16 protein-coding genes are annotated in these 22060 nt (G+C 72.4%); 8 read left to right on the top strand and 8 right to left on the bottom strand.

What is annotated here, in order from left to right:
* Positions 1 to 22 precede the first annotated feature (22 nt).
* Positions 23 to 655, top strand: a complete 633-nt coding sequence (locus HN013_RS10990) for a hypothetical protein (protein WP_171165650.1) — start codon at positions 23 to 25, stop codon at positions 653 to 655.
* Here the strand turns inward: HN013_RS10990 and HN013_RS10985 are convergent.
* The 3 genes from HN013_RS10985 to HN013_RS10975 are packed head-to-tail and all read right to left on the bottom strand — an operon-like array spanning position 543 to position 5274.
* Positions 543 to 1892 carry an MFS transporter gene (locus HN013_RS10985; protein ID WP_171165649.1) on the bottom strand — a complete coding sequence of 450 codons (1350 nt, stop codon included), beginning with the start codon at positions 1890 to 1892 and terminating at the stop codon, positions 543 to 545. The genes HN013_RS10990 and HN013_RS10985 overlap by 113 nt on opposite strands.
* A complete protein-coding gene (locus HN013_RS10980; protein ID WP_171165647.1) occupies positions 1889 to 3904 on the bottom strand; it encodes a PEP/pyruvate-binding domain-containing protein in 2016 nt (671 codons plus the stop codon). Before HN013_RS10980 ends, HN013_RS10985 begins: the two co-directional genes overlap by 4 nt.
* On the bottom strand, positions 3901 to 5274 hold the full coding sequence (locus HN013_RS10975; protein WP_171165645.1) for an ATP-grasp domain-containing protein: 1374 nt from the start codon (positions 5272 to 5274) through the stop codon (positions 3901 to 3903). The genes HN013_RS10980 and HN013_RS10975 overlap by 4 nt, the downstream gene beginning before the upstream one ends.
* 318 nt (positions 5275 to 5592) lie before the next feature.
* Here HN013_RS10975 and HN013_RS10970 point away from each other — a divergent pair, with 318 nt between their 5' ends.
* Both HN013_RS10970 and HN013_RS10965 read left to right on the top strand, forming a co-directional pair.
* Positions 5593 to 6906, top strand: coding sequence for a PAS domain S-box protein (locus tag HN013_RS10970; protein ID WP_171165643.1), 1314 nt, complete (start codon positions 5593 to 5595; stop codon positions 6904 to 6906).
* 500 nt (positions 6907 to 7406) lie between these two features.
* On the top strand, positions 7407 to 8747 hold the full coding sequence (locus HN013_RS10965; protein WP_171165641.1) for a phosphatase PAP2 family protein: 1341 nt from the start codon (positions 7407 to 7409) through the stop codon (positions 8745 to 8747).
* A 98-nt stretch (positions 8748 to 8845) separates the two neighbouring features.
* On the opposite strand, the gene HN013_RS10960 is transcribed toward HN013_RS10965, so the two are convergent.
* A complete protein-coding gene (locus tag HN013_RS10960; RefSeq protein ID WP_398979194.1) occupies positions 8846 to 9187 on the bottom strand; it encodes an isochorismatase family protein in 342 nt (113 codons plus the stop codon).
* 380 nt (positions 9188 to 9567) lie between these two features.
* Between HN013_RS10960 and HN013_RS10955 the strand changes: the two genes are divergently transcribed.
* A complete protein-coding gene (locus HN013_RS10955) occupies positions 9568 to 9939 on the top strand; it encodes a hypothetical protein (protein WP_212764192.1) in 372 nt (123 codons plus the stop codon).
* Between the two features lie 26 nt (positions 9940 to 9965).
* On the opposite strand, the gene HN013_RS10950 is transcribed toward HN013_RS10955, so the two are convergent.
* Entirely contained in the window at positions 9966 to 10739 is a 774-nt protein-coding gene (locus tag HN013_RS10950; RefSeq protein ID WP_171165637.1) for a hypothetical protein, read from the bottom strand.
* Positions 10740 to 10889: 150 nt separating this feature from the next.
* The gene (locus HN013_RS32880) at positions 10890 to 11081 is read right to left on the bottom strand and encodes a hypothetical protein (RefSeq protein WP_249374938.1); all 192 of its coding nucleotides are present in this window, start codon (positions 11079 to 11081) and stop codon (positions 10890 to 10892) included.
* 449 nt (positions 11082 to 11530) lie between these two features.
* Between HN013_RS32880 and HN013_RS10940 the strand changes: the two genes are divergently transcribed.
* From HN013_RS10940 to HN013_RS10930, 3 genes are read left to right on the top strand one after another with little or no spacing between them, the layout of a single operon-like run.
* On the top strand, positions 11531 to 15457 hold the full coding sequence (locus HN013_RS10940; protein WP_171165635.1) for a type I polyketide synthase: 3927 nt from the start codon (positions 11531 to 11533) through the stop codon (positions 15455 to 15457).
* Between the two features lie 55 nt (positions 15458 to 15512).
* On the top strand, positions 15513 to 16940 hold the full coding sequence (locus HN013_RS10935; protein WP_171165633.1) for a radical SAM protein: 1428 nt from the start codon (positions 15513 to 15515) through the stop codon (positions 16938 to 16940).
* Positions 16937 to 17698 carry an SDR family NAD(P)-dependent oxidoreductase gene (locus HN013_RS10930; protein ID WP_171165631.1) on the top strand — a complete coding sequence of 254 codons (762 nt, stop codon included), beginning with the start codon at positions 16937 to 16939 and terminating at the stop codon, positions 17696 to 17698. Before HN013_RS10935 ends, HN013_RS10930 begins: the two co-directional genes overlap by 4 nt.
* Before the next feature lie 38 nt (positions 17699 to 17736).
* Here HN013_RS10930 and HN013_RS10925 read toward each other — a convergent pair whose 3' ends face one another.
* Positions 17737 to 18636: an acyl-CoA thioesterase II gene (locus HN013_RS10925; RefSeq protein ID WP_171165629.1), complete on the bottom strand. Its 900-nt coding sequence runs from the start codon at positions 18634 to 18636 to the stop codon at positions 17737 to 17739.
* 112 nt (positions 18637 to 18748) lie between these two features.
* Here HN013_RS10925 and HN013_RS10920 point away from each other — a divergent pair, with 112 nt between their 5' ends.
* The gene (locus HN013_RS10920; protein WP_171165627.1) at positions 18749 to 21016 is read left to right on the top strand and encodes an MMPL family transporter; all 2268 of its coding nucleotides are present in this window, start codon (positions 18749 to 18751) and stop codon (positions 21014 to 21016) included.
* Between the two features lie 90 nt (positions 21017 to 21106).
* Here HN013_RS10920 and hemC read toward each other — a convergent pair whose 3' ends face one another.
* Positions 21107 to 22009 carry a hydroxymethylbilane synthase gene (gene hemC / locus HN013_RS10915; RefSeq protein WP_249374936.1) on the bottom strand — a complete coding sequence of 301 codons (903 nt, stop codon included), beginning with the start codon at positions 22007 to 22009 and terminating at the stop codon, positions 21107 to 21109.
* Positions 22010 to 22060: the final 51 nt, after the last annotated feature.

The following is a 22060-nucleotide window of genomic DNA, read 5'->3' as shown; positions in this document are numbered from 1 at the left end:
TGCGAGGAAAGGGCGACGACGTATGGACATATCGGCCTCCAAGGGCTCCGTGCGGGCGAGCCTCGCGCTGAGCACGGCCCTGGTGTGGGCCGTGCTCGGCGCCACGGCGAGCGCGGCGCCGCCCGACGACGCGAGCGGAGTCACGAGAACGGCTGCCGCGGCGCGTGAACGGGCCTGCCCCGTCGTGTACTTCGACCTGGGCGAGACCCTCGTGCACACCGCCGAGGACGGTAGCACCGGCTATCGACCCGGCGCGGCCTCCTATCTGCGCGCCCTGCGCGAGCGCCACGTCAGAGTCGGCCTGATCACCAATGTGCCGCCCTCCTGGGGCACGACCGACGCCGAGCGCGCCGCCAGGCTGCGGCAGGAGGTCGACGCCACATGGCGGGGGCCCGCGCCCTTCGCCTGGAAGGACTTCGGCGACCGCGTCCTCACCCCGCGTACCGAGGCGGAACGCAAGCCGGCCCCCGCCCTCTGGCAGCGGGCGAAGGCCGGCTCGGGCCGCTGCCGGGTCGTCTATCAGGCGGAGACGGCCGAGGAGGTCAGAGCGGCCTCCTCGCTCGGCTTCGTGCCGTACCAGGTCGGTCGGCCGTACCGGCCCCCGTTTCTCCCGGTCCGGCTGCTCGAACTTCTCGGCCGGCGCTCTCCCGCCTGACCACCCCGCTGCGCAGCAGCAGTTGGAAGACCCCGAGCAGCACCGCCGTGGCCAGCGCGCTGTGCCACAGCAAGGCGTCCAGGCGCCCGGCGGCGAGGTACGCGCCCACGGCGATCGCGGCCAGTGCGCACACCGCGCGGTCCACGATGCTCTCGACCGAGAGCAGCGTGGCGCGCGGGGCGTGCGCGGGCACCGCGTCGTTCACCAACTTGCGCTGGATGGGGTACGCGAAGCCGGTCGCGGCGGCGAACAGGCAGAGCAGCGCGACGACGGCCCATGGCCCGCCGAGCGTCATGGCCGCCAGGCTGCCCGCCAGCGCGAGGCTGAGGACCGAGACCCAGGCGACCGGTGGCAGGCGGCGGCTCAGCCACTGCGGGCGGGCCGATGCCACCGCCTCCGCCACCGTCATCGCCGCCATCACACTGCCGTGCGAGGCTTCCGAGATGCCATGGTCCAACAGGATCGGCTGGAAGAGGTTGACCTGGCAGATCCGGGAGAGCGTGAAGACCGCCACGCCCTGCACCATCACCAGGGCCAGCCAGCGCGAGGAGGCGACACAGCGCAGCGCGGCGCCCGCGTCCCGCAGGAACGCACCGCCCCCGCCCCCTCCGTCCGTCTTCCCCGCACCGCCGCCCGTCCCCGCGAGGCGGGGCAGCGCGACGGCGCAGGCGAGGGAGCCCGCCGCGCTGGCGGCGCTGAGCACGTACGGGGCCGGATGCGCCACGGCCATCAGGGGCCCTACCAGCGGCCAGCACACGACCTTCGCCATGAGTCCCAGCGCCCGGGCGGTGCCCTCCGCCCTCAGGTAGTGCTCGTCGCACTTCTCGGCGCGCAGGCCGTCGTAGAGGTAGGCGCTGGCCGCTCCCGAGGTGAGGGAACGGCCGGCGGCGATGGCCAGGAAGTGGACGAGGAAGCCGGTGTAGGAGGCGCTGACCACCGGAGCCAGATTCGCCGCGGTCATGACCACCGCGCCGGCCCGCAGGCAGTTGCGGGTGCCGATCCGGTCGGCGATCAGGCCCGTCGGGATCTCGAACAGGCAGAAGGCCACGTAGTAGATGCTCTGGATGCCGAAGATCTGCCCGTCCGAGAGCCCGGCCGCCTTCTGGTAGGCGTAGAACACCGGCATCCACCACAGCAGGTTGAACAGCAGCTGGAAGCCGTAGTTGAGCCGGATGATCCGGCGGGCGGTGGCGGTCGGGCCGGCGCCCGCCGCCCGCCGGCCGGAGCGCGCCCTCACAGCGCGTAGGGGCGGATCTGGACCAGCCGGAAGTCGCCCCGGTCGGTCATCAGCCACTCGATGTCCAGCGGCCGGTCCACGTCGGACGCGCTGAAATGGGACTGCAGGAGCCGCCCGGTCAGGCACAGGTCGGCGAGCCGGGCGCGGGTGGCGGCGGAGAGCCCGTCGCCCGAGGAGCCCAGGGCGACGGTACGGCCGCCGCCCTCCACGGTGTTGTACAGGTACTGCTGCGGCAGGACCGAACCCTCGACCACCTTCTCCGGGGAGCCGGGGGTGCAGTTGAGGTAGACGTTGCGGAAGTCCTCGCGGCGGGTCGGGTCGCAGGTCACCAGAACGCCGCCGAGGGAGGCGGGGACGTACTCCTGGACGATGACGCCCATGTAGGTGTCGTCCAGGGAGATGCCGGCCTGGTGGCGGAGGCGCACGCTGCGGGGCGAGAGCAGCGAGGCCCACACCTGGCGTACGGCGTCCAGGAGTCCGTCGGCTCCGTGGGCGGTGGTGACGGAGTCGTAGACGCCCGCCGCGGAGAACCCCGGAAGGTCCTCGGCGTTCGACGAGGAACGCACCACCAGACGGCCGCGCGAGCCGGCGGAGGCCGGAAAGGCCTGGTTGATCTGCCGGGTGACCGACTCGGGGACGGGCGTATGCCGGATCAGGTGCTGGAGTTGCAGGCAGAGCGAGTCCAGGACGTCGGCCGCGTCGAGTTCGAGTGCCATCTTGAGCTTGCCGATGCCCTGCTGCAGGGCGGGGGAGGAGGCCAGGAAGTGCTGCTGGAGTGCGAAGGGCAGTGCGACGCCTTCGGGGGCGCCGACCGTCGCGGCCACGAAGTCCGCCGCACCGGCGCGTAGTTCGGCGAGGGAGGGCGCGCTCAGGCCGAGGCGGGCCGCGAGATGCCCGTACAGGTCCTCGCGCGGCGGGCGGGACCGCCCGTAGAAGGCGGTCAGGTCGGCCGTACGACTGTCGAGGACGTGGTGCAGCTCTCCGAGGTTGGCCGCCTTGGTGCCGTAGCGGTCGCGGTCGGCGGCGCGCAGCCGGTGCAGGGCCAGCACGGGGACGTCTTCGAGCAGCGGCGGTTCGAGGCGGATGCGCTGCTGGTGCCAGGCCGGAGCCCGTAGGCCGGGTTCGTGGTCGAGCCGTTCGAGGGAGATCCCGTCCTCGCGGACCCGGTAGCGGACCCACGCGCCGTCCAGGCCGTCCTTCTCGACGAGCTGTTCCAGGTCGCGCACGATCGCGTTGGGTATGCCCCAGCCGGAGGCGAGGACGTTGGTGTGCGAGAGCGGGGTGATCGGCGCCGTGTTGAGGAACCCGGCGACCCGGGGGACGTCGTCCGGCAGGCAGGGCATGGCCACGATGTCCGCCCAGCCGAGCCCGGCCGCCGCCGCGTACGCCGTGTACTCCTCGTGTGTACGGAAGTACCGCAGCCGCCCGGTGGCCTCGCCGGGATTGAGCGGCGTGCGGGTCCGGGAACCGAAGAGCTCGTGGCTGAGGATGCGCGGCACGCGCAGTTCGCTGATCGCCGCCAGCTCCTCCTCCTGCCCGTGGTTGGCGGGCTTGAGGAGCAACGGCAGCCTGCCGTCGACCCGTGCTCGGACGAACTCGTAGAAGAACGCCAGGAGTTCGCCGTGCATGGTGTCGGCCTCGGTCGTCTCCAGGACGAGGAACGTGCGTTCGCGGCCGTCCGCGTCCTCATCGGTGTGCAGGGACAGCACACCGAGCAGGAAGCGACGCCCGGGGTCCATGTAGACGGAGGCGTTGAAGGCGTCGAGGTCCGCGTCGAGTGCGGTCAGGTCCATGCCCAGAACGCGGGTGGCGATGTAGTTGACGTGGAAAGGGTGTGCGGCGGTGTCGAGCAGGTGCCAGGTGTTCTCGGCACGGTCGACGACGACCTTGAGGTACGGGTGCCCCGCCAGGACCCCGGAGAGGGTGCGGAAGAGCGGCAGGGAGAGGTTCTCGCCGACGACCGTGCGGTCCGTGGCCGGTTCGGCGGCATCGGTGAGCAACTGGGCGGTCATGCCGAAACCTCCTGGGGCTGAGCGGCGGGCAGCACCCGGGGCAGGGCGTCCACCAGGGTCTCGAAGTCGCGGAGCACGGTCCGCGCGTCGGCGGCGGAGAGCAGGCACAGGGCCGCCATGGTGTTGGCGCCGGCGGCCGGGTCGTACACCGGCACAGTGCTGCCGTCGGGGAGCGAGCTCTCCGCGACCACCGACAGGCGGCTGTCCCGGCTGAGGGGGATGTCCGCGGAGACGGCGGGGAAGTCCCAGACCTTGTGGTCCGGCCAGGCCCGGCCGCGGCCGTCGACCGCGAGGACGACGAGGGAGCCCGCCGCGCCGCGCGCGTCCGCCGGGGTGAGGGCCTGCTCGGGCCACGCGACCGGGTGTCCGAGGAGGTGGTCGACGAGCATACCGACGAGGTCGAGCCCGAAGACCTCCTCGATCTGCGGCACGGTCATCGCGCCGCCGAACCGGGCGGCCGTCTCGATGAGCCACATGCTGCCGTCGGCGCCGAGCTTGATCTCGGTGTGGGTCCCGCAGTCACGCAGGCCGAGGGCATCGACCGCGCGGCGGGCCAGGTCCACGATCCGGTCCTGGGCGTCCCGGGCCAGCAGGGCGGGGGTGATGCTCGCGCGTTCGGTGAACGGCTCGACCGTGGGCATCCGCCCGCTGAGGCACACCGGGTGGAAGGTGCCGTTCGCCACGACGCCCTCGACACTGACGTAGTCGCCCCACCCGGGCTCGTCGAACCAGTCCGACGCGGTGCCGCTGACGATCTGCTCGACCACGTAGTCGGCGTCGGCCTCGGCCACATGCAGCTCCGCGTAGCCCAGTTGGGCCGATTCGGCCATCACGGCACAGGAGCGGGCCCAGGCGGCCGGCACCTCGTGCGGGGAGCGGATGATCTGATGCGCGGTGGACCCGGCGCTCCAGGCCGCCTTGAGCAGCAGCGGGCCGGGCAGGGAGCGAGCCGCCGCGCGCAGGTCGGCCTCGGTGCCCACGGGACGGAACTCAGGCTGCGGCAGCTGGAGTTGCCGCCAGGCGCGGCGCATCAGCCGTTTGTCGCGGGCGAGCGCGGCGGCACTGCCCGCCCCCGCGAGACCGAGCGCCTCGCACGCCTCGGCGACGGCCACGACCGCGTACTCGGAAAAGGTGAGCACCGCGTCCGCGCCCACGGCCTCGGCCCGCGCGACGATCAGGGACACCAGGTCGGAACGGCGCGCGTCGTCAGGCGTCACGACCGAGGCGCACAGTCTGCGGGCGGAACCTGCCACGGCGGGAGGAAGAGCGCTGAGCGCCAGCAGGTGCACTTCCGCCTTCGCGGCCGTCCGGGACAGGACGTGACCGAGCGGCGGACCACCCTTGGCATGCACTAGCAGCACCTTGCTCACTGAAGTTCGTCTCCAATCGTCCGGTTTCAACGGATCGCCGTATGCCGGGGGAACGCGTGGTGGGTCCGAGGGCTCTGCGGCCCTCGTGGCGGGGTGTGTTCACCCGCTCACTCAAGGGGACCAGGCCACAGGTGCCCGCGATGCCTCCGGGGAAGCCCGCGACTCAGGCATTTGCCTGAGTCCCGGAGCGCCTCCGCCTCAGCCGTCACTCCCGGCGCGGCAGCACTCGGCCGAGAACCGGGTATGTGCGGAGCAGGAGCGGGATATCCAACGCCATGTGACTGGGCGTCAGCCAGTCTTATACGGACGGAGACCGCTGTGGACGATTCCAGGCTCAAGGCACTGCTCGAGCACCTTCCCGTGTTCTGGTGGGAGGCCGACGAGGCGTGGCAGGTGCTGGAACAGGGAGGCGGCGCCTTCGGCGACACGGGCACGGCGCGGCGCTTCCTGGGCCGGCTGCGCCGGGAACTCCCCGACCCGGGACAACTCCCCGACCCGGATCACGCGCCGCTGGAGGACCGCCGGCAAATCCGGTTCGACGGCCGCACCTTCGACGTCAGCCGGCTCCCGGGCGAGAGCCGGGCCCACAGCCGTACGCGCGGCCTCGCGGTGGAGGTCGGCACCCGCACCGAGGCCCCGAGCGGACACGCGGCCTTCGCGGACCTGGTGGACCTCGCTCCGGCCGCCGCCTTCATACGCGACGGGGACGGGCGCTACCTGTGGGCCAACCACGCGTACGGGCACCTCTACGGCACGGTCCCGGAACAGGTCGTCGGCAAGTACATAGAGGACCTCGACGAGCCCGCCGAGGCCGACCGGTTCCGCACCCTCGACCAGGAGATCCTCAGCCGGGGTACGCCGGTACGCCACACCCTCGGTTACCGGCGCCAGGACGGCAGCGCGGGCCGGGCGGTGGGCCACCGCTTTCCCGTACGGGAGAACGCGCAGACCTGCGTCGCCGGAATCTATGTGGACGTCACGGACCACCTGCGCGCCATGGTCCAGTGGCAGGAGGCCGAGGAGAACCTGCAGGCCCTGCGCGACCACAGCGGCCTGCCCTGCGCGCTGCTCTCGGCGAACGGGCGCGTGGTCGAGGCGAGCGCGGCGGCGGCCGAACTGTTCCGGCTCAGCCCGCACGACCTGGTCGGCCGCCGCGCGCACACCCTGCTCGCCCCGGAACCCGATCTCGACGGGCTGCACCGGCGCTGGAACGGCCTGATAGCGCGCCGCACCAGAAGGGTCGAGACATCCGCGGTGCTCGTGGACGCCCAGGGGCTGCGGCGCCGCGCGCGGCTCCACCTGACGACGATCGGCCACTCCGCCACTCGGGCCCGGCACGTCTGGGCCGTCGTCACCCACCAGAGCCTCGCCCACGAGGCGCACGCGCCGCTCACCGCCGCGCAGGTCCGCATCCTCTCCCTCCTGGCGGAGGGCAGCAGCAACGGCGACATCGCCACTTCGCTGCAGTTGTCCCGGCAGACGGTCGACTACCACATCAGCCGCCTGCGGCAGCTTCTGGGCGCGGCGACCCGCCCGGCCCTCGTCGCCCGCGCCTACGTCCTCGGCATCCTGGCCCCGTGCGCCTGGCCCCCGCGCTCCGCCACGGCGGCCCATCCACTCAGCGTCGTCTGACGGGCAGGGCGGCGGCGATCCCGCCCTGCGCCGGTAGCCCTCGCAGGCCGGCCAGGTGGCGACCGTGGTCCGCCACCTGTCCGGCTTCTCGTCCGGTCCACGGGACACTCCGCATCTGCGCGAGGCGTCAACATCGCCGGGTCGGGAGATCTTCCCGTCGGCAAGCCGGGCGTCGTCCCGTCATGCTCGCGAGATGCGTCGGAAGGAGGCCGGGTGCAATCTGGAAGATCCTTGATATGTCACCTCGGCGGGGGACGGCTCGGGTCCGGATGGGTTCCTCCGGGTTGCGGGCCCCGCGTGCTGATGCCGGGCGGGGCGCCACTTGTGACCAGCGAAACCCACCCGCATCACTCCGATAGCATGTTCGGGCTTGCGGTGATCACCGTCATCGCCCGCCGTCCACCGGAAAAACTACGCCATTCGGCATGAAGAGTGACAAAGAGTAACTTAGTTGCCTAACTGAAACATCGGCCAAACAATTGATATCTATAGCATCGCGGATGCTTTCGCGAATAAACGGCAGAACCAGGCTCGCCGCGTGGCGTAAATCGCAGGCGGTGCTGTGGACCGCGGCGTGCGTGGTGACCGTCGGATTCCTTATCGGGCTGGAATTCACGGCACGTCACTACGGTCTCGCAGGGCCGATCACCACTCAGGCACGAGAAATGATATTTGCCCCCAAATCGGGGGTGCTGCTGTATACCGGCCTGGCGCTGACGATGGTGGTGCTCACCTGGCGGCAGCGGTTTGTCGCGCTCGGTGTCGCGGTCGGCATTGACGTCGTCTTCTTCCTGGTGCGCTGGGCGGCCGACGCCAAGATGATGTTCGGCAACGGTGCGTTGTGGGTGATTCTGGGCTGCGGGGTCATCGCCTTCACGCGCCGTACCGGCCGGGAGCGCGCCCTGCTGCTGAAGGGCGTCGGGCTGGGGCTGGTGCTGGTGGCCGGCCGCAAGGCCGGTGACGCCTGGCTGCTCATCACGCCGAAGGCCCGCCCGATGGTGCTCGACCAGTATCTGGCGACCGCCGATCACGCGCTGGGCGACCCGTCGTGGCTGATGGGCCGGATCGTCGAGGCCTCCGGTCCGGTCGGCAACATGGTTCTCGACCGGGTCTACGGCGGGCTCGCGGTGGCCGCGGTCGTCGTCACGCTGTACCAGCTGCGCAACGTGGCGTCCGAGCGCCGTTTCCCGGCCCACCATCTGGTGCGCACGTTCCTGGTGATCGGTCTCCTGGGGCCGGGCATCTACATGCTCTTCCCGGTGGTCGGACCGATCTTCGCCTACGGCCCGGGCGCCTCGGGCACCGGTGGCCTGGAGTGGGCGGTGGCCGACCTGTGGCCGGACGTGCTGCCGACCAATGCCCCGCACTGGATGGTGTACGACGACATCACCCCGCGCAACTGCATGCCCAGTCTGCACACGGCGTGGGCCACCGCGATATTCATTCACACCCGTAAGGGTTCGCGGATTCTGCGCTTCGCGGGCACGTTCTGGCTGATCGCCACGCTCGCCGCGACGCTGGGATTCGGCTATCACTACGGTACGGATCTCGTGGCCGGCGTGGTGTTCGCTCTCACGATCGAGGCGGGTCTGCGCTCGCTCGCACGAGGCTGGGACCGGTCGGGAACCCTGCTGGTTGTTTACGGAACAGCGGTATTCGCCGCGTTCCTGGCGATGTACCGCTATCTTCCGGTGGAGATGGGCAGGCATCCGTGGGTGTTCGGACCGCTTCTCATTCTGGCGATGATCTCGGTGATCTACAGCTATGTACGGACCACCAGGTCGTGGGAACCGGAGGCCGTACCGGTGCGGCAGCCGGAACCGCAGCCCGAACTGGTCTGAGCGGTACCGCAGGAGGCCCGGACCCGCGCTCGTCGCGCGGTCCGGGCCTCCTGCGCGTATCAGGCGCCCCCCCCGTCGGCCGGCGGCGTGCGGATCGATCATGGTGTGGGCGGGGACGAGGCCCGGGCCGTAGGCGCCGCCGTGCTCCTTGACCACCTCGGTGGTGGCCGGTGGTCTCCGTGCGGGGCCCGGTCGCGCTGGGGTTCCAGCAGCACCTGCGGCCAGGTGACCGGGACGGCGCCGGCGGCCGTCATCCGCCGCCGGGCGTGCTCGTGGGCGGCCGGGGTGACGCCCGCCGACGCGTCGGCGACGACGTACACCTCGTAGCCATGGGGGTCCCCCTTTCGGGTGGTGACGGAGGTGTGTCCTCCGGCGCGCACGACGCTACGGGCCGTGAGGGGGCGGGACTTGACCGTGCGCGACCGGAGCTGTTCCGGCACCGCACGTCCGTCCCGCGGGGGCTCTCCGAGCATGAAGCAGGGGTCGAAGACCGTCGTTCGGAGACGTCTCCGGCGCGAAACCGCGGGCGACGCCCCACTGCACTGACGGTGCTGCTCGGACGTGGCGACGGCCTCGGCCGGCAGGTCGGCCCGGCGGAGACCGGTGCTGCTGGGCAGGGGAGTGGCCCGGTAGCCGCCGAAGCGGGCCACCGGGCTCCGGGCGGGCGAGACCGGGGACAGGGCCTCGTCCCCATCCCCTCGTACTCGGCGGCGGCGTGGACGACGCGCCCGCCGACGACCGTCTGCGCCGGCCGTTCTCCCTCGAACAGTAGGAGCGCTTCCGGCAACGGGTGTTCCGGCTGCCGACGTGGGTGCTGGACGTGCCCGAGGCGCGGTCGCGGGCGGTGACCGGCCGCGACCGCGCGCCGGGGGAGGGAGTGGCCGGGCTGCTCGTCCCCTTCCTGGACCGCCTCGCGGACCGCGCGGCGGACGTTTCCCCCGCCGTGGGCGACCTGCTGGCCGGCAACGTCGCGGACCTCCTGGTCACGCTGCCGGACGAGCGAGCGGAGGAGCGGGACGGGCCCCCGGCCGCGGCCCGCGACCACCTGCTGCCCGCCGGGCGCCGCTCCATCGAGGACCAGGACGGTGTACGGGCGGTCCCCGCGCGAGTGGCGCACGGCGGAGGGCCTCCCGCCGGCCGTACCCCCGGCCCGGTCCGGGGTGACCGGGGGATCTTGCGGGCAGCAGGGTGAGGGGCCCGGTCCGCGCCCGCTGGTGGTTACGGCTCGATCGTGACCGGCTTCTCGGCGCGCAGGTCGCTGACGAAGCCGCCCTTGATCACGCGCAGCCAGTAGGAGTGCGCCCGGACGGCCTGCGGGATGCCGGGGTCGCGCTCCAGTCTGCGGTCCGCCGAGGTGGCGCCGCTCGGGACGTCCCGCTGGAAGGTGTAGGGGTGCCAGATGCCGATCTCGCTGCTGTAGAAGGGCTTGGTCTCCATCAGCGCGACCAGGTCGGGACTGCCCTGCGCGGGAGCCCACTTGACGCGGACGGTGGCCGCGTCGAGGCGGTCGACGGATGTCACCGCCGGTGCCTTCGGGATCACCGAGGAGGCCGCGGGCCTGGCGTCGTCGCTCCGGATCGTCCGCGGCACGGAGGAGTCGTAGCCGTCCGGGTTGTCCAGCCTGCCCGTGACGCGGAGCGCGGTGGGTGCCTGGCTCTGTCCGCCCGCGCAGGCGTCGACCTGGGTGACCACGCGCCATCCGTTGGAGAACCGTACGAAGTCCTCCTTCTGGACCGGCAGCTGGCGGACGGCGCCGCCGAAGACCCCGCTCACGGTGTAGACGTAGCGGGAGTCGTCGGTGCGGACCACCTGGTAGCTGCACCGGTCCACGGCGGCGGCGCGCGCCTCGACCGCCGCACGGTGCGACGAGGCGTCGGCGGTCGGCCCGGCGGCGGTGGACGAGGAGGCGGCCAAGGCGGTGCCCGCGCCCGAGGCGAGGACCCCGAGGCTCAGCGCGCAGGTGGCGACCGCGGTCGCGATACGAGAGGGCATGCATCCTCCGGTGACATCCGGCGGCTCACGGGGAGCCGGCGAGTGGTCGGTTACAGGGCCGGACTTGATCGCGAACACCGGCCAGACGGGACAGTACAGGCAATCAACATTCAAAAAGAAGTCAAAAACCGGCAAAGTAGTGACTTGGCGTCAGATCGTCGGTGGCCGGTCCGACGCGGTGTGTCTGTCGCGCCACGGGGTGGGCGACACTCCGTATGCGGTGCGGAAGATCCGGCCGAAGTGGGCGGAGTTGGCGAACCCCCGGCGCTTGGCGACCGCCGCCACGGCCGGGAGCGGCCGGCCGGAGCGGGCGCGGGCGAGCTCCCTGCGGCACTCCTCCAGGCGGCGCCGCTGTGTCCGGCGGCCAACCGTGGTGCCTTCGACGTGAATGTCCTGTGCGGGAGGCGGATCGATATGTGGTGGTGCGCCGAGCAGGCTTACGTTTCCCCGGAAATGTAAGCCTGTTCGTTTTTCTGTTCGGAGGAACTCTGGATTTCCTCCGCACCTCTCGGTGTTCGAGCAACAGGGAGCCCGCGTCCCTCAGCTGTCGTCGGGAGCAACTCCCTTAACTGGTGCACTCCTTGACCTTTCAGTCGACCGCATCCTAGCCTTGGCGGGGCACGGCGCAGGAAAGTCCGGTCAGCATATTATCTGTGGAGCCGCGATTCGCCGGGGACCGAGCATCGGATGTCAAGGTCCTGGCATTCAGCCATTCACGGCTGCCCCGGGCCGGTATTTCGTGCCGGAAGCCACGACAGCTCCGTCTTCAGCGCGTCGAAGGGGCATTTCGCATGGATTCTGGGTCCATCGCATTAGTAGGGGTCGGGTGCACACTTCCCGGCCATGTGCACGGGCTGGACGACGTCCACACCGTCCTGAGAAAAGGGCGGGACTGCGTCGAGGAGATCCCGCCCAGCCGGTGGGACGTGGAAGCGTTCTACGATCCCGACCCTCTGGCCCCCGGCAAGACCTATATCCGCCACGGCGGCTTCGTCGACGACGTCGACCGCTTCGACGCGGCGTTCTTCGGGATCTCGGACGCCGAGGCGGTCCGTATGGACCCGCAGCACCGCCTCCTCCTGCAGACCGTGTGGCACGCCCTGGAGCACGCCGGGCAGAACCCGGAGGAGCTCAGGGGCAGCAACACCGGCGTTTTCGTCGCCCTGATGAACAGCAACACCTACGGCTTCCTCAAGCACGACACCGAGGGTCTCAACGGTGTCACCGCCTACGACGCGATGAGCGACGCCAACAGCATCTGTGCCGGCCGCATCGCGCACTTCCTGGACCTGAGGGGGCCGTGCTTCGCGGTCGACACCGCCTGCTCCGGGTCGCTGGTCGCCCTGCACCTGGCCCGGCAGTCCATCCTCACGGGCGAGTGCGACTCGGCGATCGTCGCCGGTGTCAACCTGATCCTCGACCCCCATGTCCACGTCGCCTTCTGCAAGCTGGGGCTGTTCTCCCCCAGCGGGCAGTGCCGCGCCTTCGACGCCAAGGCGGACGGCTACGTCCGCAGCGAGGGCTGCGTGGCCGCGCTGGTACGCCGCCAGTCGCTCGCCGAGGAACGCGGCGACCCCATCCTGGCGACCGTGGTCGGCACGGCGATCAACCACGACGGACACACCCCCGCGCTGACCGCCCCCAACGGCCGGACCCAGGAAGAGGTGATCCGCGCCGTCCTCTCCCGCACCGGCGTCGACCCCTCCCAGGTCGACTACGTCGAGGCCCACGGCACCGGAACGCCGGTCGGCGACCCCATCGAGATGGGCGCCATCGCCAACGCCTACGGCCGGTTCCACACGGCGGAACGGCCGCTGCGCGTCGGCTCGGTGAAGACCAACTTCGGGCACACCGAATCCGCCGCCGGCCTCCTCGGCGTCGCCAAGGCCGCCCTCTCCCTGCACCACGAGACCATCTACCCCAGCGTCCACCTGGACCGGCTGAACCCCAAGATCGACCTCAACGGCGCCGCGGTGGAGGTCCCCACCGAACCCGTGCCCTGGCCGCGCGGCGACACACCGCGCCTGGCCGCCGTCAACTCCTTCGGCTACAGCGGCACCAACGCCCACGCGATCCTGCGGGAGGCACCACTGCCGCGGCCCGCCACCGGCAGGGCCGAGCCGCGTCCGGCCGAACTGCTGGTGCTGTCCGCCAAGTCCCCCGAGGCGCTGGACGATCTGGCCGACCACTGGGCCGAGCACCTCTCCCAGGCCGACCGGGAGACCCTGCCGCAGGCCCTCTTCACCGCCGCCGCCGGGCGCGCCGCGCTCCGCCACCGCCTCGCGGTGACCGGACGGGGCGCCATCGAGATGGCCAACGACCTCCGCCTGTGGCGGACCCGCCGGACGCCCCCGTCGGTCACGAGCGGCCACCCGGCCAAACACGTGAGGACGGCCTTCGTCTTCACCGGCCAGGGCGCGCAGTACCCCGGCATGGCCCGCGAACTGTACGGCAGCGAGCCGGAGTTCGCCGCCGCGATCGACCGGTGCGCCGAGGTCCTCGACGGCGAACTGCCCGTGCCCCTGCGGCGGATCCTCTTCGAGGACCAGTCACCGGAGGCGCTCGACGACACGAGCCTGGCCCAGCCGGCGCTGTTCGCCGTCGAGTACGCGCTCGCGTCCCTGCTGCGCTCCTGGGGCGCCGTCCCGGACGCGATGGTCGGGCACAGCATCGGCGAGATCGTCGCCGCGTGCGCCGCCGGCATGCTCCCCCTGGAGGACGCGGCCCGCTTCAGCGCGCTGCGCGGCCGGCTCATGGGCGAACTGCCGCGCGACGGCGTGATGCTGGCCATCGCCGCGGACCCGGAGACCGTCCTCGGCTGGCTCGCCGGGCGGGAGGCCGACGTCTCCGTCGCCGCGGTCAACGGCCCGCGCGCCGTGGTCGTCTCGGGCCGGGCCGCGGCCGTGGACGAGGTGGCGCGCCTCGCCGGGGAGCGGGGCTGCCGGACGACGCGGCTGCGCACGTCCCACGCCTTCCACTCGCCGCTGATGGACCCGGTCCTGCCCGAGCTGGGCAAGGCGGCCGCCGCGCTCCGCCCGGCCGCCCCGGCGGTCCCGGTGTTCTCCAACGTCACCGGCGAGGCCCTGACCGGCGAGGAGGGTCCCGAATACTGGAGCCGGCACGCCCGCCTGCCCGTCCGGTTCCACGACGGCCTGCGCGCGGTGGCCGGGCTGGGCTGCACCGCGGTCGTCGAGATCGGCCCGCACCCCGCCCTGCGGACGTACATTCCGGAGGCGTTCGGCACGGCCGGTGTGACGGTGATCCCCACCCTGCGGCGCGACCGGCGGGACGTACGGAACCTCCTCGCCGCCGCGGGCGCCCTGTTCACGGCGGGTGCCGCCGTCGACCTGCCCGCGCTCCACCGGGGCCCGCGCCACGGCCGTACCCCGGCCGCCCCGCGGTACCCGTTCCGCAAGGACCGGTACTGGGTGACGCCCGCCCCGGACGAGAGGCGCGGGGAGACGGCACCGGCGGCCCCGCGCCGGAAGGCACCGGCCGAGGCGGCGCCGCCCGAGCCGCGGCCGGCCGTCCGGACCGTCCACCGGCACGAGCTGCGGCCGGGCACGCCGTGGGCGGACCACCGCATCCTCGGGTCCACGGTCTTCCCGGCCACCGGCTATCTGGAGCTGGCCGTGGACGCGTACGCCTCGACCGGGGGCGACGGCTCCGCGCCGGTCGAACTGACCGACGTGGACTTCGTCCGGCCGCTGGTCCTGCCGCCCGCCGAGCCCAGCAGCGTCCGGGTGGACCTGGAGGAGGACGGGGGCCCCGCGCGTTTCCGGTTCACCGTGGCCGGGGGCGACGGCGACGGCCCGCCCCGGTACTGCCAAGGGAAGATCGGCCCGGCCACCGCGCGGAACGGCTCCGGAACGCGCCCCGAGGAACTGCGGGCCTCGATGCCCACCGCGCTCGCGCCCGGAAAGCTCTACGGGCTGCTGCGGGAGGACGGCATGGAGTACGGCGCGAGCTTCTCCACCGTCCGCGAACTGTGGCTCGACGAGGCCGGCGGCCAGGCGCTCGGCCGGATCACCGCCGCTCCCGACGGCGCGCGACAGGCCGGCCATCCGCACCGGCTCGCGACCATGCTCGACGGCTGTCTGCACCTGACCGCCGCCGCGGCGCGCGAGGGCGCGGCAAGGGGCGCCTGCGTCCCGGTCGGCGTGGGCCGGGTGGTGCTGCGCGGCCCGCTGCCCGACCAGGTGTGGGGCCACGTCCGCCTGCGGCCCAACGCCGAAGGGACGGCCTTCACCGCGCGGTTGCACGTCCTCGACGACACCGGCCGGATCCTCGCGGACCTCGACGACATCGAGTTCCGGCGCGTCGCCTCGCTGACCGACCCCTCGGCGGTCCCCGCCGCACCGGCCTCCGACCGCTCCCGCGAGGGCGCCGGCTCCCGGCAGGAACTGCGGGAGCTCATCGAGCCGCTCGCGGCCGGGGAGCGGCCACGGGCGGTCATCGACTGGCTCACGGACGAGATCGTGGACACCCTCGGGCGGATGACGACCGAGCTGGAGATCGACATCCACGACCTCGATCCCTCCCTGGCCCTGCTGGAGATCGGCCTGGACTCCCTGAGCATCACCGAACTCCAGCGCCGCATCCAGGAGAAGCTCGACTTCCGCTTCAAGGCGATGGAGGCCCTGGAGTACCAGAGCATCGAGGAACTGGCGGAGTACCTCCTCCACCAGGTGATCCTGGCGGACCCGGCCGACTCCTGAGCCGGCCCCACCCCGTACCCGGCGGATCCCACCCAGAGGGGAAGTGCCAGCGAACGTGTTAAGTACCGACTTCGTCAACAACTACCTCGACCACCACCTCGGCGAACGCCAGGTCAACAAGATCCAGCACGGCTTCCCGTCGCCGCGGTTCTGGAACGAACTGTCCGTGCCCCTCGACGAGATCGGCGAGGACCGCCGCCGCCTGCGCGAGACGCACGGCAAGTCCCCGGTGTTCCTCTACGTCGGCGTCCCGTACTGCATCCAGACCGACCCGGGCAAGTGCGGGTACTGCCTGTTCCCCGTCGAGGAGTTCCAGGGCAACGCCGCCCTGGAGAACTACTACGGCTACGTGGAACGCGAAGCCGAGATGTACCGGGAGCAGATGGAGGGGAGCGTCCTCGTCGGGGCCTACTTCGGCGGGGGCACCTCCAACCTCTACAGGGCCCCCGTCTACCACCGTCTGATGGACATGACGCGGAGCCTCTTCCCGGAGATCGCCGAGCAGGCCGACCTCACCCTGGAGGGCATTCCCCAGCTCTTCTCCCGGGAGAAGATGGAGGCGATCCGCGACTCCGGGTTCAACCGGATCAGCATGGGCGTCCAGCAGGTCAACGAACGGCTCAACAGCTTCAGCGGGCGCAAGCAGACCACCAAGCACGTCATCCAGAGCCTGGAGTGGGCCCGGGAACTCGGTCTGGCCGCCAACGTCGACCTCATCTTCGGCTGGCCCCAGCAGACCGTCGACACCATGCTGGAGGACCTGGAGACCCTGGTCTCCTGGGACGTGTACGACATCACCCACTACGAGCTGAACGTCGGCGGCCCGACCGACTTCGCGCTCAACCGCTTCCACGAACTGCCCAGCACCCTGGCCAACCTGGAGATGTACCGGGCGGGCCGCGACTTCCTGCTCGACCGCGGCTACGAGCAGCTGTCCACGTACAACTTCCGGCGCCCCGGCGACCCCGTGACCCGGGACTTCCGCGAGGGCTACGCCACCCGCTTCGACCACCTCGACACCCTCGGGCTCGGCTACGCGGCCATCACCTTCTTCGGCAACCCCTCGCTGCCGTCGGGCCGTTCCTGGTCGTTCATCAACCACCGCAGCCTGCCGCAGTACAAGGCGGCCGTCGACAACGGCCGGTTCCCGGTCGAGCGGGGTTTCCGGCACACCCCCGACGACTTCCTGCTCACGGTGCTCTTCCGCAGCCTCATCAGCACGGAGATCGACCGGATCAATTACCGTGCCGCCTTCGGCCTCGACGTGTACGAGAAGTTCGCCACCATCTGGGACGCGCTGGCCGAGCGCGGCTACGCGAAGATCACCCCGGAGCGGATCACGCTGGTCGGCGACGGCCCGTTCTACACCCCGATGATCTCCACCCTGGTCGCCGAGGAACGCTACCGCGAGCTCCGCGAGGAGGCCGCGCGGCGCAAGAAGGAGAACCGGCCGGCCGCCCCGGCGTCCGGGAGCGGCCGATGACGGACGGCCTTCCCCTGGCGGGCCGGGGCGTCGTCGTCACCGGCGGCTCGCGGGGCATCGGAGAGGCCGTGGTGCGGCTGGCGCTGGCGCAGGGCGCCGACGTCGTGTTCGGCTACCACCACGGCGAGGAACGGGCCCGCGTCCTCGCCAAGGAGCTGAACGCCGCCCACCCCGGCCGGCGCTGCGTCCCGCTGTACGCCGACGTGGCCGACGCGGAGGAGGCCGGGCGCTTCGCCACCGAGGCCCTGGCGAACCTGGACCGGCTGGACGTCCTGGTCAACAACGCCGGTGTCACCCGCGACACCCTGTTCGCGCGGATGACCGCGCAGCAGTGGCAGGAGGTCATCGGCACCAACCTCGGCAGCATGTACACCGTCACCAGGCCCCTGGTGATGCCGATGGCGAAGCAGGGCCGCGGCGCCATCATCAACATCACCTCCTACTCCGGGCTGCACGGGATCCCCGGGCAGACGGCCTACTCCGCCTCCAAGGCGGGCATCGCCGGCTTCACCAAGGCGCTGGCCAAGGAGATCGGCGGCAGGGGCGTCACCGTCAACGCCGTCGCCCCCGGGCTCATCGAGACCGATATGACCGACGCCGTGCCGGAGGACAAGGCCGAGTACCTCAGATCCCTGATCCCCAGCCACTCCTTCGGCTCCCCGGAGGACGTGGCGCACCTGGTCTGCTACCTCGCCTCCGACCGGGCCCGCTACATCACAGGACAGGTGATCGAGATCGCCGGAGGTCTGGTGCTGTGAACCGGTGGGGAGCTCCCGCGCTCCGGGCGCGGGAGCTCTCAACCAGCCGATCCGGAGCCGTCGTTCACGCGGATCAGGCCCTCCTGGGCGAGGGTCGCCACCAGGGTGCCGTCCCGGGTGAAGACCCGGCCGAGGACCAGCCCGCGTCCCCCGGCGGCGGCCGGGGTCTCGTGCGCGCACAGCAGCCACTCGTCCGCGCGGAAGGGGCGGTGGATCCACACCGTGTGGTCGAGGCTGCTGCCGGTGGCCCGGAGCCAGGAGATCCCGTTCCGTACCAGGACGGTCTCCAGCATGGTGACGTCGGTGAGGTACGTCAGAAGGCAGGCGTGGAGCAGGTGCGCGCGGTCCGCCGTCGCCCCGGCGGGCAGCGCGTCCTTGGCGCGCACCCAGATCCGCGTCCGGGGGGAGGCCAGCGACGGGTCCTTCTCCGCGTCGAAGCTCAACGGCCCGACGAAGCGCAGCTCGTAGGGCTTCCCGAGGGACTGGAAGGGCTCGCCGAACGACGTGGTCAGCCGCTCCTCATAGGTCGGCAGCTCCTCCGGCATCGGGACCTGAGGCATCGCGTCCTGGTGGTCGAGCCCCGGCGCGCCGCGGTGGAAGGAGGCCGTGAGGGCGAACACCTCCCGGCCACGCTGGGTCGCGTACACCCGGCGGGTGGCGAAGGCGGCACTGCCGCGCACCCGCTCGACCCGGTGGTCGAAGGGGGTGTTCGGCACGGCGGGCCGTACGAAGGAGCAGTGCACGGAGTGCGCGCGCAGCCCGTCGGGGACCGTACGGCCGGCGGCGGCCAGCGCCTGGGCGGCCACATGCCCTCCGTAGACCGGGGAGGACGGCTCCGGAGGAGGCGGCCCGAGGAAGTGCTCTCCGTCCTCCGCGCCGGGGACGGCGTCGAGATCCAGCAGGCCGGGCAGGCCCGGCAGTGCGCGTTCCTGGTCCATCGGCCCCACTCCGCCCCGGCGTCGACACGTGGGAGCCAGTATCGTCACCACGGCCCCACGCTTCAATCGAACTGGACGGAAGCACACCTGAGTTGCACCGGGGAGGCCCCTCATGTCCGACCGCTTCGGCGCGCTGCTGTACCGGCGGCGCACCGCTGTGCTGTGGGTGAGCTCCATCGTCCTCGTCCTGGGCGGGATCGGCTCCCTGGGCGTCGGGAACCGGCTGATCCACGGGGGGTTCACCGACCCGCACGCGCAGTCCACCCACGCCGAACGCCTGGTGGCCGAGCACTTCCCCGCCGCCGGCGACGATCTGGTACTGCTGCTGCGCGGCAGCGGCCCGGCCGACTCCCCGGCGACGACCGCCGCCGGGACGGCGCTGACCCGACGGGCCGCGGACGCGCGGGGCGTACGGGCCGCGACCTCGTACTGGACGGCGGGGCGGCCGCCCGCGCTGCGCTCCCGCGACGGCTCCACCGGCCTCGTCTCGCTCTCCCTGCGCGGCGACGAGGACGAGCGGGCGAAGACCGCCCGGCGGCTGGTGCCGGACCTCCAGCGGCACGCGGACGGGCTGACCGTGCTGGCGGCAGGCCCCGCCCAGGTCCAGGCGGAGGTCGGCGAACGCACCGCGCACGACCTGCTGCTCGCCGAGGCGATCGCCATGCCGGTCACCCTCGTCCTGCTCCTGCTGATCTTCGGCAGCGCGGTGGCCGCCGCCCTGCCGCTGGTGATCGCACTGCTGTCGGTCGTGGTGGGCCGGGCCGTGCTCAACGCCCTGGCGGGCGTCGTGCCCATCTCGGCGTACTCGATGAACTCCACCACCGCGCTCGGCCTCGGACTCGCCATCGACTACAGCCTGTTCATCCTCGCCCGCTTCCGCGAGGAGCTGCGCACCGGCGCCACGGTACGGGAGGCACTGGGCCCGACGGTGCGCAGGGCCGGGCGGACGGTCGCGTTCTCCGCGCTCACGGTGGCCCTGTCCCTCGTCGCCCTGCTGGTCTTCCCCCAGTTCTTCCTGCGGTCCTTCGCCTACGGCGGCATCGCCGTGGTCCTCTCCGCGGCGGCCGGTGCGGTCTTCGTCCTGCCCGCGCTGCTCGCCGTCCTGGGCCGCCGGGTCGACCGCTACGACGTCTTCGCCCGGCTGCGGCGCCCCGCGCGGCCCGCGGCCTCCCCGGAGAGCGGACGCTGGTACCGGTTCGCCACGGCGGTGATGCGCCGCCCGGCCCTCTACGGCGGCGGCGTGATCGTCCTGCTGCTGCTCCTCGCCTCCCCGTTCACCCGCGTCTCCTCCGGCCTCTTCGACGACCGCACGCTGCCCGCCGACTCCCCGGCGCACCGCGCGACGCAGCTGCTGCGCGACCGGTTCGACGCCAGTGCCCTGGGCACCGTCCCGGTGGTGGTCCGGGGCGCGGGGCGAGATCTGGACTCCTACGCCCGTACGCTCTCCTCGGTGCGCGACGTCCGCCAGGTGACCGCCGCCACCGGCTCCTACGCCGTCGGCAGCCGGGTCCAGGAGCCCGGCCCGGCCGCCGCCGCTCTGACCGACGGCGACACCGCGCTGCTCTCCGTGGTCTCCGGGGTGGAGCAGGACTCGTCCGCAGGCACCGACCTCGTCCGCCGGCTGCGCAAGGCGGACCCGCCGGACGGGGCCACGGTATGGGTGGGCGGCCGCGCCGCCGAGGTCGAGGACAGCACGTCGGCCATCGCCCGCGCCACGCCGGCGGCCATCGGCATCGTCGTCGGCTCCTCCCTGGTACTGCTCTTCCTGTTCACCGGAAGCGTGCTGATGCCGGTCAAAGCCCTCGCGCTCAACACCCTCAGCCTCAGCGCCACCTTCGGGGCGATGGTGTTCGTCTTCCAGGAAGGACACCTGTCGTTCCTGGTGGGCAGCCCCCTGCACAGCGGCACCCTCGACGCCACCATCCCGATCCTGACCTTCTGCGTGGCCTTCGGGCTCTCCATGGACTACGAGGTGTTCCTCCTCTCCCGGATCCGCGAGCGCTACCTGCGCACCGGTGACAACGTGGAGTCGGTCGCCTTCGGCCTCCAGCACACCGGGCGGATCATCACGGCCGCGGCGGTCCTCGTCGCCGTGGTGCTGTTCGTCTTCGCGATCTCCGGCGTGACGCTGCTCAAACTGCTCGGCGTCGGCCTGGCCCTGGCCGTGGTGCTGGACGCGACCCTGGTCCGTGCCGTCCTGGTGCCCTCCTTCATGCGGCTCGCCGGCCGCGCCAACTGGTGGGCCCCCGGGCCGCTGCGCCGCCTCCACGACCGCGTCGGGCTGCGCGAGGGCGCCGCGGAGGACGACCCGGCGCCGGACGGGCACGCGTCGGCACGGCCGCGCGACGCGGCCTCCGACAGGCCGCTCCCACCGCGTTGACCGGCTGTATACGGCATGGACGTGCCCATCCTGTTTTCGCGGCCGAGCCGGTCGGCCTCTCGGCACCGATGCGCCGCCGTCGTCCTCCCGTCAGCGTTCCCCCTCCTCGTGGTCCTTCCGCAGCACCCGCGCCAGATCCCGGCCCGCCGCCGCGGCGCCGGCCGGGTCGAGGGGGGCCTCGGCGCGGCGGAAGGTGCGGTGCCGGCCGTCCGGGGAGGTGAGGACGGCGCAGAGGTCGAGGACCGGGCGGTGGAACGGGCCGGTGGGGTGGGCGTGGGCGCCGATGGGGGCGCTGCACCCGGCCTCCAGTTCGGCCAGGACCGCCCGTTCGGCCTCCACCGCCGCCCGGGTGGCCGGGTGGTCGAGCTCGGCGAGGAGCAGGACGAGCGCGGTGTCGTCGGCGCGGCACTCCACCGCGAGGGCGCCCTGCGCGGGGGCCGGCACCAGGCGGTCGGGGGCGAACAGCTCGGCCGCCTCGGAGAGCCGGCCGAGGCGGGACAGGCCCGCGGCGGCGAGCACCACCGCGTCCAGCGCGCCGTCACGGACCCGGCCCAGCCGGGTGTCCACATTGCCGCGCAGGGGCACCGTCACGATCCCCGGGTGCAGGCCCGCGAGCTGACCCGCCCGGCGTGGTGATCCCGTCCCGACGCGGGCCCCGGCGGGCAGCCGGTCCAGCGGGCGTCCGTCGGCGGTGACCAGGGCGTCGCGCGGGTCCTCGCGGGCCGGGACGGCGGCGACCACGATGCCGTCGGGCACGGCGGTGGGCAGGTCCTTGTAGGAGTGGACGGCGAAGTCGATCTCCCCGGTGAGCAGGGCGGCCCGTACCGCCTGGACGAAGACGCCGGTGCTGCCCATGGACGCGATGGCGGCGCCGTTGGTGTCGCCCTCGGTGGTGATGCCCACCGTCTCCACCCGGGCGCCGGTGACGCGGGCGAGGTCGCGGGCGAAGGCGGACGACTGGGCCAGGGCGAGGGCGCTGCGCCGGGTGCCCATGCGCAGGGCCGTGCGGGCGACGGTGTCGCCGGCCGACGCCGCCGACCGGCG

This window comes from Streptomyces sp. I05A-00742, from assembly GCF_013055795.1.
Lineage (GTDB): Bacteria > Actinomycetota > Actinomycetes > Streptomycetales > Streptomycetaceae > Streptomyces.
This window is presented reverse-complemented; position numbering and strand designations above follow the sequence as displayed.

What these genes read in the sequence shown, in the direction of transcription:
- HN013_RS10990 (WP_171165650.1), top strand. Translation starts at nt 23, where the DNA reads ATGGACATATCGGCCTCCAAGGGCTCCGTGCGGGCGAGCCTCGCGCTG.
- HN013_RS10980 (WP_171165647.1), bottom strand. Translation starts at nt 3,904, where the DNA reads ATGACCGCCCAGTTGCTCACCGATGCCGCCGAACCGGCCACGGACCGC.
- HN013_RS10965 (WP_171165641.1), top strand. Translation starts at nt 7,407, where the DNA reads ATGCTTTCGCGAATAAACGGCAGAACCAGGCTCGCCGCGTGGCGTAAA.
- HN013_RS10950 (WP_171165637.1), bottom strand. Translation starts at nt 10,739, where the DNA reads ATGCCCTCTCGTATCGCGACCGCGGTCGCCACCTGCGCGCTGAGCCTC.
- HN013_RS10940 (WP_171165635.1), top strand. Translation starts at nt 11,531, where the DNA reads ATGGATTCTGGGTCCATCGCATTAGTAGGGGTCGGGTGCACACTTCCC.
- HN013_RS10930 (WP_171165631.1), top strand. Translation starts at nt 16,937, where the DNA reads ATGACGGACGGCCTTCCCCTGGCGGGCCGGGGCGTCGTCGTCACCGGC.
- HN013_RS10925 (WP_171165629.1), bottom strand. Translation starts at nt 18,636, where the DNA reads ATGGACCAGGAACGCGCACTGCCGGGCCTGCCCGGCCTGCTGGATCTC.
- HN013_RS10920 (WP_171165627.1), top strand. Translation starts at nt 18,749, where the DNA reads ATGTCCGACCGCTTCGGCGCGCTGCTGTACCGGCGGCGCACCGCTGTG.
- hemC (WP_249374936.1), bottom strand. Translation starts at nt 22,009, where the DNA reads ATGGGCACCCGGCGCAGCGCCCTCGCCCTGGCCCAGTCGTCCGCCTTC.